11 protein-coding genes are annotated in these 12,559 nt (G+C 68.3%); 4 read left to right on the top strand and 7 right to left on the bottom strand.

The genetic code is table 11. The features are described from left to right. Positions 1–36 precede the first annotated feature (36 nt). From A3ES_RS0104870 to glgC, 4 genes are read right to left on the bottom strand one after another with little or no spacing between them, the layout of a single operon-like run. Entirely contained in the window at positions 37–1,545 is a 1,509-nt protein-coding gene (locus A3ES_RS0104870; protein ID WP_020385660.1) for a 2-hydroxymuconic semialdehyde dehydrogenase, read from the bottom strand. Continuing rightward, complete coding sequence (locus A3ES_RS0104865) at positions 1,542–2,861, bottom strand: FAD-dependent oxidoreductase (protein ID WP_020385659.1); 1,320 nt, start codon at positions 2,859–2,861, stop codon at positions 1,542–1,544. Before A3ES_RS0104865 ends, A3ES_RS0104870 begins: the two co-directional genes overlap by 4 nt. After that, the gene (gene kynU, locus A3ES_RS0104860; protein ID WP_020385658.1) at positions 2,858–4,129 is read right to left on the bottom strand and encodes a kynureninase; all 1,272 of its coding nucleotides are present in this window, start codon (positions 4,127–4,129) and stop codon (positions 2,858–2,860) included. Before kynU ends, A3ES_RS0104865 begins: the two co-directional genes overlap by 4 nt. Next, entirely contained in the window at positions 4,126–5,352 is a 1,227-nt protein-coding gene (gene glgC / locus A3ES_RS0104855) for a glucose-1-phosphate adenylyltransferase (RefSeq protein WP_020385657.1), read from the bottom strand. The genes kynU and glgC overlap by 4 nt, the downstream gene beginning before the upstream one ends. Positions 5,353–5,417: 65 nt before the next feature. On the opposite strand from glgC, the gene A3ES_RS0104850 reads away from it, so the two are divergent. Both A3ES_RS0104850 and glgA read left to right on the top strand, forming a co-directional pair. Then, a complete protein-coding gene (locus A3ES_RS0104850; RefSeq protein ID WP_020385656.1) occupies positions 5,418–5,966 on the top strand; it encodes a GNAT family N-acetyltransferase in 549 nt (182 codons plus the stop codon). A 185-nt stretch (positions 5,967–6,151) separates the two neighbouring features. Further along, positions 6,152–7,309: a glycogen synthase gene (gene glgA / locus A3ES_RS0104845; RefSeq protein WP_020385655.1), complete on the top strand. Its 1,158-nt coding sequence runs from the start codon at positions 6,152–6,154 to the stop codon at positions 7,307–7,309. 42 nt (positions 7,310–7,351) lie between these two features. Here glgA and A3ES_RS0104840 read toward each other — a convergent pair whose 3' ends face one another. Next, a complete protein-coding gene (locus A3ES_RS0104840; protein ID WP_020385654.1) occupies positions 7,352–7,948 on the bottom strand; it encodes a helix-turn-helix domain-containing protein in 597 nt (198 codons plus the stop codon). An 87-nt stretch (positions 7,949–8,035) separates the two neighbouring features. Between A3ES_RS0104840 and A3ES_RS0104835 the strand changes: the two genes are divergently transcribed. Then, complete coding sequence (locus tag A3ES_RS0104835) at positions 8,036–9,628, top strand: MFS transporter (RefSeq protein WP_020385653.1); 1,593 nt, start codon at positions 8,036–8,038, stop codon at positions 9,626–9,628. A 125-nt stretch (positions 9,629–9,753) separates the two neighbouring features. On the opposite strand, the gene A3ES_RS0104830 is transcribed toward A3ES_RS0104835, so the two are convergent. Both A3ES_RS0104830 and A3ES_RS52355 read right to left on the bottom strand, forming a co-directional pair. After that, the gene (locus A3ES_RS0104830) at positions 9,754–11,274 is read right to left on the bottom strand and encodes a leucyl aminopeptidase family protein (protein ID WP_020385652.1); all 1,521 of its coding nucleotides are present in this window, start codon (positions 11,272–11,274) and stop codon (positions 9,754–9,756) included. Positions 11,275–11,403: 129 nt separating this feature from the next. Beyond that, positions 11,404–11,571 carry a DUF3117 domain-containing protein gene (locus A3ES_RS52355; protein ID WP_012923066.1) on the bottom strand — a complete coding sequence of 56 codons (168 nt, stop codon included), beginning with the start codon at positions 11,569–11,571 and terminating at the stop codon, positions 11,404–11,406. Between the two features lie 182 nt (positions 11,572–11,753). Between A3ES_RS52355 and A3ES_RS0104820 the strand changes: the two genes are divergently transcribed. Continuing rightward, complete coding sequence (locus A3ES_RS0104820; RefSeq protein WP_026162555.1) at positions 11,754–12,551, top strand: PaaX family transcriptional regulator; 798 nt, start codon at positions 11,754–11,756, stop codon at positions 12,549–12,551. Positions 12,552–12,559 lie beyond the last annotated feature (8 nt).

The following is a 12,559-nucleotide window of genomic DNA, read 5'->3' as shown; positions in this document are numbered from 1 at the left end:
CCGGCCCCTCGTGGGCCGGGTCTTTTTTTGGCGCCCTCATGACAGCTCCACGCAGACGTTGGTTAGTTCTGAGTAGAAGTGGAGGGAGTGGTTGCCGCCTTCGCGGCCGATGCCGGAGAGCTTGGTGCCGCCGAAGGGGGTGCGGAGGTCGCGGAGGAACCAGGTGTTCACCCAGACGATGCCCACCTCCAGCTCCGCGCCGGCCCGGTGGGCGCGGCCGACGTCGCGGGTCCAGACCGTTGCCGCCAGCCCGTACTGGCTGTTGTTGGCCAGCGCGAAAGCCTCGTCCTCGGTGTCGAACGGCGCGATGTGGCAGATCGGGCCGAAGATCTCCTCGGTGTTGGTCCGGGCATCCGGGGGCAGGCTGGTGACCACGGTTGGTTGCACATAGCAACCACCGTTTCGGGCATCACCGAACGCCGGTACGCCGCCGCCGGTGAGCACCTCGGCTCCTTCGGCGCGGGCCAGGTCGTAGTACGAGAGGACCTTGTCGCGATGGGTCTTGGAGATCAGCGGCATGTTGGCCGTCGCCTCGTCGGAGGGCCAGCCGAAGGTGAGTTCGGCGGCGCGGGCGGCCAGGCGGGTGCAGAACTCGTCGAAGATCGGCCGTTCGACGTAGAGCCTCTCGGTGCACAGGCAGACCTGGCCGCCGTTGGTGAAGACCGAGCGGACGGATCCTTCGACTGCCGCGTCCAGGTCGGCGTCGGCGAAGATCAGGCCGGCGTTCTTGCCGCCCAGTTCGAAGGAGACCGCTTTCACGCCGTCGGCGGCGACCTTGGCGATCGCCGTACCGGTGGCGGATTCGCCGGTGAAGGTGATCGCGTCGACGCCCGGGTGCTTGGTGAGGAACTCGCCGGCGGAGGACGGGCCGAAGCCGTGCACGAGGTTGAAGACCCCGGGCGGTACGCCGGCCGCGGCCATCACCTCGGCGAGAACGGTTGCCGAGGAGGGGGTTTCCTCCGAAGGCTTCACCACCACAGTGTTGCCGCAGGCAAGCGCCGGCGCCACCTTCCAGGTGAGCAACAGGAGTGGGAGGTTCCAGGGCACGATGATCGCGACCACGCCGACCGGCTTGCGGACGGCGTAGTTCAGCGCTCGGCGGCCGTCGGCGAGGACGGTCGTGAAGGACTCGGTGGAGGCGGTGGTCGCGAAGTCCGCGAAGGAGCGGAAGTTCGCCGCGCCGCGAGGGATGTCGAGCGTGCGCGCCTGGCTGATCGACTTGCCGGTGTCGCCCACCTCGGCGGCGACCAGGTCGTCGAAGCGCCGCTCCAGTTCGTCAGCCACCCGTCGGAGCACGACCGCCCGCTCGTGCTCACTCATCCGCCCCCAGGGACCTTTGAGCGCTGCCTTAGCCGCCAACACGGCTGCATCTACCGCCGCCGCATCCGCTTCAGCTACTTCAAAGATCTGCTCCCCCGTCACCGGACTGAACTTCGCGAAGGTCGAGCCGCCTTCGACAAAGGAGCCGTCAACGAAGTTCTTTAGCAGGCCGACAGACTCAGGCTGCCCAGTCAACAGCCCCGGCTGCCACAACCCCGCACTCATGGCGTTCTCCGGCCGGAGCGGGCTATTCGGGTGGCGGCGCCTAGTACGGCTGCTCCGAGTAGGACTGCGGCGGCTAGGAATTGGTGTTGGCGGTGGACTCGTTGGTGGACTTCGGCGTAGGGGGTGGTGGTGAAGGAGACTAGTTCGTAGCGGGAGACGTAGCGGCCGGGGAGGGCTCGTTCCAGGGTGTGTTCGATGCGTTTGCCCAGGCGGAAGGCTGGGGAGGCGACCTTGTCGCGCATTTCTACGAAGTTGTCGAGCGCCATTGAAGCGATGGCCTCGGTGTTTTCGCGGCGGCGGTGTTCGTAGAGAGGCAGGGCGCGGGCCCAGGAGCCGCCGGTGTCGGCTAGGCAGCGGTCGAGTTCGACCACGTCTTCGAAGGCGCAGTTCGCGCCCTGGCCGTAGAACGGGACGATCGCGTGGGCCGCGTCGCCGATCAGCGCAGTACGGCCGTGCGCCTGCCAGGGTTGGGTGTGCACCGTGCCCAGTACGCCGACCGGGTTGTGCAGGTAGTCGTCCACCAGCGAAGGTGCCATCGGCAACAGATCCGGATAGTGCTCGCGGAAGTGCTGCTCGATCGACTCCCGGTTGCTCAAGGCATCGAAACTCCCGGCCGGCCAGAACAACGTGCAGGTGAAGGACCGATCCGGGTTCGGCAGCGCGATCATCATCGACGTACCGCGCGGCCAGATGTGCAACGCACCGGGATCCAGCGCGAACGACCCATCCACCGCAGGGATGCTCAACTCCTTGTACCCGTAGTCCAGGAAGTCGACGTCCTCGCCCACGGCACCCTCGGCGAGCAACTGCTCCCGGACCGCCGACCCGGCACCATCAGCACCCAGTACGACGTCCGCCGTCGCCTTCACCTTGCCCGCAGGCGTCTCGAAAACCATCGCCCCCGAAGCCGAGTCCAGCTCCACCAGCCGGTGCTCGAACAGCACCTCCACCCCGGGCGCCGCCGTAGCCGCGTCGAGCAGCGCGTTGTTCAGCGTCCCGCGGCTGATCGAGTTGATCGCCCGCTCCCCCGAGGCGCTGTACTGCTGGAAGTCCAGCGGCCCCTCGACCGGATGGATCATCCGCCCCTTCATCGGCAACGCGTCGGCCATCACCTGGTCGACCAGCCCGATCCGCCGCAACGCGTCCAGCCCGCGCTCGGAGATCGCCAGGTTGATCGATCGGCCACGCTCGGGCTGCCCGGCTCGCGGATCCGCCCGGCGCTCGTACAGGGTGACCGACAACCCGCGTCGCGCCAGGTAGCACCCGAGCAGGCTCCCGGCCAGACCGGCACCGACGATGGCAACACGCTCGCTCATGCATTCTCCGGGACAGCCTCGGCCAGCGCTTGTACTGCGCGCCAGCAGTCGTGGTACAGCGAGTAGAGCGGCACAGGCGCCAGCCGCAGTACGTCGGGCTCGCGGGCGTCAGCAATCACTCCGAACTCGAAGCGAAGCACCTTCGCCAGCTCCCCGGCGCGCAGACCACCGCCGATGCGCAACGAGAGCTGAGCGCCCCGTCGCGAAGGATCGGTAGGGGTGATCACCTGCAACTGCCTGGTCGGGGTGATGAGAGCCAGCAGCGATTCCAGGTACGCCGTCAGCCGCAGACTGCGTTCGCGGAGTACTCCGATGCCGACCTGGTCGAACAACTCGAGCGACGTCCGCACCGGGCTCATCGAGAAGATCGGCGGGTTCGACACCTGCCAGGCATCGGCGGACGCGGGCGGACGCGACTCCGCAGCCATCTCGAAACGACTGGCCGCGTCGGTGCTCCACCAACCCTCGAACCGCTGCAACGGAGCATCGAGATGCCGCTCATGAACGAAAACCCCGGCGAGCGCACCAGGCCCGGAGTTGAGGTACTTGTACGAGCACCAGGCGGCGAAGTCCACATCCCACTCGTGCAAGGACAACGGCACGTTCCCGGCCGCATGCGCGAGGTCCCAGCCTACGACGGCGCCTGCCGCACGACCGGCCGCGGTGATCGCCGGGATGTCCATCAGCTCGCCGGTCAGATAGTTCACCCCGCCGAGCAGCACGAGTGCCACATCCGGGTCGCTGATCCGCTCGACGACATCCGCGGTACGCAGTACATCCTCACCGGGCCGCGGCCGGAGCCGCACGACCGCCTCATCAGGCGAGAACCCATGGAACCGAGCCTGCGACCGTACTGCGTAGCTGTCCGACGGGAACGCCGAATCCTCGATCACGATCTTGAAGCGGTCCGGAGCCGGCCGGTAGAAGGACACCATCAGCAGATGCAGGTTGACCGTCAGCGAGTTCATCACCACGGTCTCGCTCTCCAGCGCCCCGACCAGCCGGGCAGCCGGCCCGGTCAGCAACGAGTGGTACGGCAACCACGGCCGGGCCGCGTCAAGATGCCCCTCGACGCCGAGCTCGGCCCACGAGTCGAGATCCGCGAGCAGCTCCACCCGCGTCGCCTTCGGCCGCAACCCGAGCGAGTTGCCGGCGAAGTACGCGACCTCCGGGAAGGCGCCACCATCCGCCGGCGGAATGTCGAACAGCTCCCGATGCCCCGGATCGCCGGCATCGAGCGCCTTCGCCTCAGCCTCAGCCGAACTCACGGGGCGATGACCGTGCCCTTGCCGATGGCTGTCACGCCGCCTTTGCTGACGGTGAAGCCGCGTTCGCGGTCCTGATCCGGGTCGACACCGATCTGCACGCCATCCGGCACGATCACGTTCTTGTCCAGGATGACGTTGCGCAGTACCGCGTTGGCGCCGATCTTGCAGTTGTCCATGATCACCGAGCGCTCGATGGTCGCGCCGGAGCTGACGATCACGTTGGCGCCGAGCACGGAGTGGTCCACTCCTGCGCCGGTGATGATCGAGCCGGCGCAGACGATCGTCTCGCCGACGGTCGCGTCGTCGGTGAACTTGGCGCCCGGCAACTGCGGGTGCGAGGTGAAGATCGGCCAGTCGGAGTTGTAGAGGTTGAACACCGGCTGGATCGAGACCAGGTCCATGTGCGCCTCGTGGTACGAGTCGAGCGAACCGACGTCGCGCCAGTACGAGCGGTCCCGGTCGAGCGCACCCGGTACGTCGTTGTCCTTGAAGTCGTAGACCCCGGCCTTGCCCTCGGCAACCAGCATCGGGACGATGTCGCCGCCCATGTCGTGTCGCGAAGCCGGGTTGGCTGCGTCCTTGCGGAGGGCTTCGACCAGGACGTCGGCGCTGAAGACGTAGTTGCCCATCGACGCGAAGGTCTCGTCCGGGGAGTCCGGCAGCCCGGGCGGATCGGCCGGCTTCTCCAGGAACTCGGCGATCGTGTGCCCGTCGTCGGCGGTCTTGATCACGCCGAACTCGGACGCCTCGACCCGTGGTACCCGGATGCCGGCCACGGTGACGCCGTTGCCGCGCGCGATGTGGTCGGCGACCATCTGCGAGGCGTCCATCCGGTACACGTGGTCCGCGCCGAACACGACGATGATGTCGGGCTGGTGGTCGTTGATCAGGTTCATCGACTGGTAGATCGCGTCGGCGCTGCCCTGGTACCACTGCGGGCCGAGCCGCTGCTGGGCCGGCACGCAGGTGACGAAGTTGCCGAGCAGGGTGGACATTCGCCACGTCATCGTGACGTGCCGGTCCAGCGAGTGCGACTTGTACTGCGTCAGCACGCACAGGTTGCGGTACCCCGCGTTGACCAGATTGGACAGCACGAAGTCGATCAGGCGATAACTGCCCCCGAACGGCACGGCCGGTTTGGCCCGGTCCGCCGTGAGCGGCATCAGCCGCTTCCCTTCGCCACCGGCCAGCACGATTCCGAGAACTCTGGGTGCCTTCGCCATGTCCGCACCTTAGCTTTCCAAGGCCCGTTGCATAAGCCGGTTGCGAGTGTCGTGACACTGGGTGTATGCCGATCCTGATCGAACCCACTGCTGTCGTTCACCGTTCGTTCCTCGAGGCTTGGGACGAGCTGGGGCCGGAGCAGGAGCGGTGGATGGGGGCACGGTCGATCATCGGGGTCGAGGAGGACTGGAGCCGGGACAGGGCGGCGGACCTCGCCGAGTTCGGCCGGCTGGTGGAAGCGATCCGGGCCGAGGCGGATCCGGAGACGAAGCTGGCGCCGGGGCTGGTGCACCAGACGGTGCTCTGGTTCGTCGACAACGGCGTCGACTGGCTCGGCCGGCTGTCCATCCGGCACCACCTGACGCCCCCACTGGTGGAGCTCGGCGGCCACATCGGGTACTGCGTCCGCCCATCCGCCCGGCGCCGCGGCTACGCCAGCCAGATGCTGAACCAGTCCCTGCCGATCGCCGCCCGGCTCGGCATCGATCCCGCTCTGCTCACCTGCGACGCGGACAACGACCCCTCCCGCAAAGTCATCCTCGCGGCCGGCGGCGAACTCGAAGACGAACGCCACGGCAAACTGCGCTTCTGGGTCCCGACCAGGATGTCGTGAAGTGGCTTAGAGCATGTCGGGCAGTCCCCTGCAGTCGCGAGCAGGTGCTCGGTGCGGTAGCTCGGCGTGCTGGAGTGAAGGCCTCGATGTTTTTCCATCGTGGCCTTTGCTCCAGTGCGGCGAGGTGCCGTGCCGAGTGCCGCGCAGCACGCAGGGGACTGCCCGACATGCTCTAGGGTCGGGGGATGAAGATCGCGATCTTGACGCGTGAGTTCCCTCCGGACGTGTACGGCGGGGCGGGGGTGCATGCGGATTTCCTCGTTCGCGAGTTGCGCAAGCTGCTTGAGGTCGACGTGCACTGCATGGGTGAGCCGCGCAACGGCGCGATCGCCCATTCCGAGGACGACCCGCGGATCCCGCAGGCGAACGCGGTACTGCGCATCCTCTCCACCGACCTGACCATGACGGCCGCGGTCGGCAGCTCCCAGCTCGTCCACTCCCACACTTGGTACGCGAACATGGCCGGCCACTGGGCCAAGCTCCTGTACGGCGTACCGCATGTGGTCACGGCGCACTCGTTGGAGCCGCGCCGGCCGTGGAAGGCCGAGCAGCTCGGCGGCGGCTACCGGGTGTCGAGCTGGGCCGAGCGGACGGCGTACGAGGCAGCGGACGCCGTGGTCGCGGTGAGCAGGGGGATGCGGGACGACGTCCTCGCCTGCTACCCGTCGATCGACCCGGCCAAGGTGCACGTGATCTCGAACGGCATCGACGCGGAGTTCTACCACCCGGACCCGGCGACCCACGTGCTGGAGCGGCTGGGCGTCGACCTGAACCGGCCGTACGTGACGTTCGTCGGGCGAATCACCCGCCAGAAGGGCGTCCCGCACCTGCTCCGCGCCGGCCTCCAGCTGGACCCTTCGGTGCAGCTCGTCCTGCTGGCCGGCGCGGCGGACACGGTCGAGCTGAAGGCCGAGACCGACGCCCTGATCGACGAGCTCAAGGCTGCTCGCGACGGCGTCTTCGTCGTCTCGGAGATGCTCCCCCGCGAGGAGGTCCGCCAAGTCCTCACCCACGCGCTGGCCTTCTGCTGCCCGTCGGTCTACGAGCCGCTGGGCATCGTCAACCTCGAAGCCATGGCCTGCGAGACAGCAGTCGTCGCCAGCGCGGTCGGCGGCATCCCCGAGGTCGTCGACGACGGCGTCACCGGCACCCTCGTCCACTACGACGAGAACGACACGGCCACCTTCGAGCGCCAGCTGGCCGAGCGCATCAACGACCTGGTGGCCAACCCGTCCAAGGCCGAGGCCATGGGCAAGGCTGGCCGCACCCGAGCCGTCTCCGAATTCGGCTGGGACGCCGTCGCCGACCGGACCGTCGCCCTCTACGAGTCCCTGCTCAGCTGATCACCCCAGAGCTGATCCGGTGCGAAGCTGGTTCACCCGCGGCTACTCTGACGAGCGAGCCTTCGGGCCTACCCGGATGTGGGCTCGTTCGCCTTGTTTGCCGATCAGGCTGAGGAACTCGACCGGGCCTGAACTGGTGGCGCCGAACCAGTGCGGAGTACGGGTGTCGAACTCCGCGGCCTCACCGGGCTCGAGGATGAGGTCGTGTTCGCCGAGGACGAGGCGCAGGGTGCCATTCAGGACGTAGGCCCAGTCGTAGCCCTCGTGGGTGCGCAGCTCGGGCTCGGCATCGTCGGCACCTGCCGGAAGGACGAACTTGTACGCCTGGATGCCGCCGGGCCTGCGGGTCAGGGGCAGGATGACCGAGCCGTCGCTGCCGTTGATGGGCCGCAGGGCGATGCGCGGATTGCCGGTGGGTGGGGCGTCGACGAGTTCGTCGATGGTGACGCCGTAGAAGCGAGCCAGCGGAAGCAACTGCTCCAGCGTCGGGCGTCGTAGACCCGCTTCGAGCCTGGACAAGGTGCTGGTGGAGATACCGGTCTCCGCCGCGAGGTCGACGAGCGTGACGTCGCGGCGTTGCCGGAGCTGTTTCAGTCTCGGGCCCACTGCCTCGAGCGTGCGGTCCACCGATTCATTCATCTGGGTCAATTTTCCATTCGGCAACGAAGTTTGCTCAACCGTCCTCATGCTCGCACGCTCGTCAAGAAACCCACGCGAGAGGAACTCATGAGCACGAACCACCCTGCCCCGGCGGGACCCGCGGACCCGACCATCCACGACCCCCGCCGGCGTCGCGCGATCCTGATCGCGGTCTGCATCGCCCTGATGGCCGTCATCGCCTCGGTCTCGGGGCTGAACGTCGCCCAACCAGAGCTCGCCGTCGAGTTCGGCGCCTCACAGAGCACCGTCTTGTGGATCATCAACATCTACACGATCAGCCTGGCGGCGTTGCTCCTGCCGCTCGGCGCGATCGGCGACCGGTGGGGTCGCAAGCCGGTACTGCTCACCGGCCTGGCCGTCTTCGGAGCAGCGAGCGCGGCGGCCGGCCTCGCCACCTCGACCGAGCTCATGCTCGCCGCCCGGCTGCTCAGCGGCGTGGGCGCAGCGATGATCATGCCGGTCACCCTCGCCGTCATCACCTCGACCTTCCCCGACCAGGAGCGTTCGAAGGCGATCGGGGTGTGGACCGCAGTCGCCGGTGGTGGCGGCATCCTGGGGATGTACCTCTCGGCCGTACTGGTCGACCTGGCGACCTGGCGATGGCTCTTCGTGCTACCGGTCGTACTCGTGCTTGCCGCCGCCACGATGGCGTTGCGGTCCGTCCCGAACTCGCGCGAAGACTCCGAGCACGGCTTCGACCTGATCGGTTCGCTGACGTCGGTGGTCGCCGTACTCGGGCTGATCTTCGTCCTCCACGAAGGCCCGGAGAAGGGATGGACGGCGCCCGAAACACTGCTGAGTCTGCTCGTCGGCGCCCTTGCTGCCGTCGGCTTCATCGGGTGGGAACTGCGTCAACGCGCTCCGCTCCTCGACGTCCGGCTCTTCCGGGAGCGCGGACTCGCCAGTGGTTCCGTGTCGCTGCTGGCCGTCTTCGGCGTACAGGCGGGCATCTTCGTCGTCCTCTTCCCGTACTTCCAGGCAGTGCTCGGCTGGTCCGGTCTGCGCTCGACCCTGGCGCTCATGCCGATGGCGCTGCTGATGATGGTCGCCTCCGGCCTGGCTCCGAGACTTGCCGCGCGGATCGGAAGCCGCTCGACCATGGCGTCCGGAATCCTCCTCGGCGCCGCGGGCCTGGCTCTGATGGCCACCTTCGTCTCCGTCGAGGGCGGCTACCTCTCGGTGCTACCCGGAATGCTGGCCATGGGACTAGGCATGGGCCTGTCGATGACCCCGTCCACCGAAGCCATCACCACGGCGTTGCCCCGCGAACGTCAAGGAGTCGCGTCCGCTCTCAACGACGTCACCAGAGAGTTCGGTACTGCGCTCGGCGTCGCGCTACTCGGAGCTGTCCTGTCGGCCGGCTATCGCAGCGCCATCGACAGCCGGCTCGCCGCTGCGCCTGGTGTCCCCGAGGGCGCTGCCGACACCGCTCGTGAGGGCGTGGCCAACGCCATCGCGGCTGCTGAGGGAGCCGGCCCGCAGGCTGAGGCGCTCATTCGGGCCGCACAGGAGTCCTTCGTCGACGGCTGGCAACAGGCCATGTGGGCCGGCTTCGCGGTGATGGCGGCCCTGTTCGTCTACGTTCTCGCGCGCGGCCCCCAGAACGCCTCGACCCGCGAGTCGTCGAAGACCGAACAGTCGCCCTCTACGAGTCCCTGACCCCGTAAGCGCCAAGCCCACATCTGGTGGGCTTGGACACAAGACGGTGACCGTGAACAAGAAGGACCTTGTTCACGGTCACCACATGGTGTTCAAGCCCACCACATGTGGGCTTGCTCAGCTGATCAGCCGATGCCCGCGGTGGGGGTCTTGCTGGTCAGCCAGGTGGTGAGCAGGCGGGCTCCGGCGCCGGTAGCGCCGAGGGTGTACTCGAGCTCGTCCCGGGGCGACTCCGCGATGCTCGACAGGTCGAGGTGGGCCCACGGCAGGTCGGCGGCGAAAGCCTTCAGGAAGAGCGCCGCGGTGATCGAGCCCGGCCCCTTCGAGCTGTTCACCGAGTCCGCGATCGGCGTCGAGATCAGATCGGTGTAGACGTCCGGCAGCGGCATCCGCCACAGCCGCTCGCCGGACACTTCACCGGCCTCGGCCAGCTGAGCCGCGAGCCCGTCGTCGGTAGCGAACAAGCCGCCGTACAGCATCGAACCGAGCGAGACCTTGATCGCGCCCGTCAGCGTGGCGACGTCGACGAGGACGTCGGGCTTCAGCTCGTTCACCGCGTAGGCGAGCCCATCAGCCAGTACGAGCCGGCCTTCGGCATCGGTGTTCTTGACTTCCGTCGTGCGCCCGCCGTAGTGCCGGATCACGTCGTCCGGCCGGTACGCCGTTCCCGAGGGCATGTTCTCCGCCGAGCAGATCAGCCCGGTCACCCTGACCTGCGCGCCGAGCTCGCGCAGGGCCGACATGGTCGCGATCACCGAGCCGCCGCCGGTCATGTCGCGCTTCATCGAGACCATGCTCTCGCGCGGCTTCAACGACAGGCCGCCCGTGTCGTACGTGATGCCCTTGCCCACCAGGACGACGTACGGGGTGTCCTTGGTCGCGCCGTCGGGGGTGTAGTCGAGACGGATGAGGCGCGGCGGGCGGGTCGAGCCCTTGCCGACCGCGAGGATGCCGCCGAACCCGTCGGCCTCCAACTGCTTCTCGTCCCAGACCTGGACGTCCAGACCGGTCTGGCCTGCCAGCTCGGTGGCCCGGGCGGCCATCCACGCCGGGTCCTTCTCGTTCGAGGGGGTGGTGGCCAGCTCGCGCGCCAGCCAGCCGGTCCGGCCGATGACGACGCCACGGGCCAGTACGTCGGCGCGATCGGCCTCGGTACCGTCGGTCAGCACGATCCGCTCGACCGCCGGCTTGCCCGGATCGACCGTCTTGCGGGTGAAGGTGAAGGAGCCGAGCACGAGGCCCTCGGCGAACCCCTGGAGCGCCTCCTCGTCGATGCCTTCAGCAACAACCGTGGTCAGCTCGTCCTTGCCCCGGCCGAACCGGGCGATCGCCGCCCCGGCGTGTCTCAAGTCCTTGGCGGACCCGTCGCCGGCGCCGACCAGCAGCACCTCGGCGACCTCACCGGTCAGCAGCGGGTACGCCGCTGTCGCCCCCGCCGCGGGGCTGAACCCGGTGCCGCGCTGCGCCTCGAGCAGCCGGTCGAGGTCGACCCCCAGCCGCTCACCGGCCTCCTTGGCGGCATTCGGCAGGCCCGCCTCGCCGACCACGATCACCCAGGTGTGGGACCCATGGACGGGGAGCCCGGGCTGCCAGACGACGGCAGGCAGGGTCGGGAAGGTGTTACGGGCGCTGCTGCGGCGAGCCACCTGACGTCCTCACTGTTTGATCAAAAAGTTGTGAAGGCAACCGTAACGACCCCGGCCGGTGCCGGAAAAGGCACCCACCGGGGTCGTGGAGTAGTTACGGGTGCACTGGAGCACCCCGAGGAGTTCGGATCAGCCGACAACGGCTTTGAGCGCGTTCCCCAGCTCGGTCGCCTCATCGGCGTTCAGCTCGACGACGAGCCGACCGCCGCCCTCGAGCGGAACCCGCATCACGATGCCCCGGCCCTCCTTGGTGACCTCGAGCGGACCATCGCCCGTCCGCGGCTTCATCGCCGCCATGCGCGCACCCCTTCCCTCATTGGATACTGCCCTCTTCGGTGTTGAGCGACGACACCACGCGGGCCATCCGTCGCCGGCGCCCGTGCAGTGATGCGCCGTCGGCGCGCATCGCACTGTGTATCTCGACCCATTATCCCCGATCGCGGGCCAGAGCCGTGCACCATACGGCAGACTCAGGTCTCGTGCACGCCCGTTCAGCCCTCTTCGACCTGTACGGCGACCACCTGCGAGCGCGTGGAGCGCGCGCACCGGTGGCCGCCCTGGTCCGGCTGCTCGCCCCGCTGGGCGTGCATCCGCCGGCCGTCCGGACCGCCGTGTCGCGGATGGTCCGGCAGGGCTGGCTCGAGCCGGTCCGGATCGACGGACAACCTGGTTACGGACTGACCGCCCGGGCGCGTCGCCGCCTCGACGACGCCGCCGCCCGGATCTACCGGACCGGGTCCGAGGGCAACAATCGCGGCGACTGGGACCAGCACTGGCATCTGGGCATCCTGCGCGAGGTGCCGAACGCGCGCCGCCGCGAGCAGCTGGCCAGCCAACTCTCCTTCCTGGGTTGGGCTCCGCTGTCCGACGCCGCCTGGGTCGGACTGCGCAACGACGCCGAGGTGGACCAGATCCTCGACCTGGAAGGGATCGCCGTGGACCGGTTCCGCGCGCCGGTCGACGACGACGCGGCCGCCTTCGCCCGGCGGGTCTGGAAGCTGGACGAGCTCGGCGCGTCGTACGACGCCTGGCTGAACGAGGCGAAGGCGCTGGCCGAGAGCGCCGGGGACGACGTCACCGACGAGCAGGCGTTCGCCGTACGGTCGGAACTGGTGCACGAATGGCGCAAGTTCCTGTTCGTGGATCCCGGTCTGCCGGCCGAGCTGTTGCCGGACGACTGGGCCGGTACGCGGGCCGCCGCGTTCTTCGATTTCCACGCCACCCGGCTGGGCCACGCGGCCGGGCGTTTCGTGGACAACTGCCTGACTGTTCACTGACCTGTTAT

This window comes from Kribbella catacumbae DSM 19601, from assembly GCF_000372465.1.
GTDB lineage: Bacteria > Actinomycetota > Actinomycetes > Propionibacteriales > Kribbellaceae > Kribbella > Kribbella catacumbae.
Note: the sequence above shows the minus strand (reverse complement) of the source record. Positions and strands in the feature narration are given on the sequence as shown.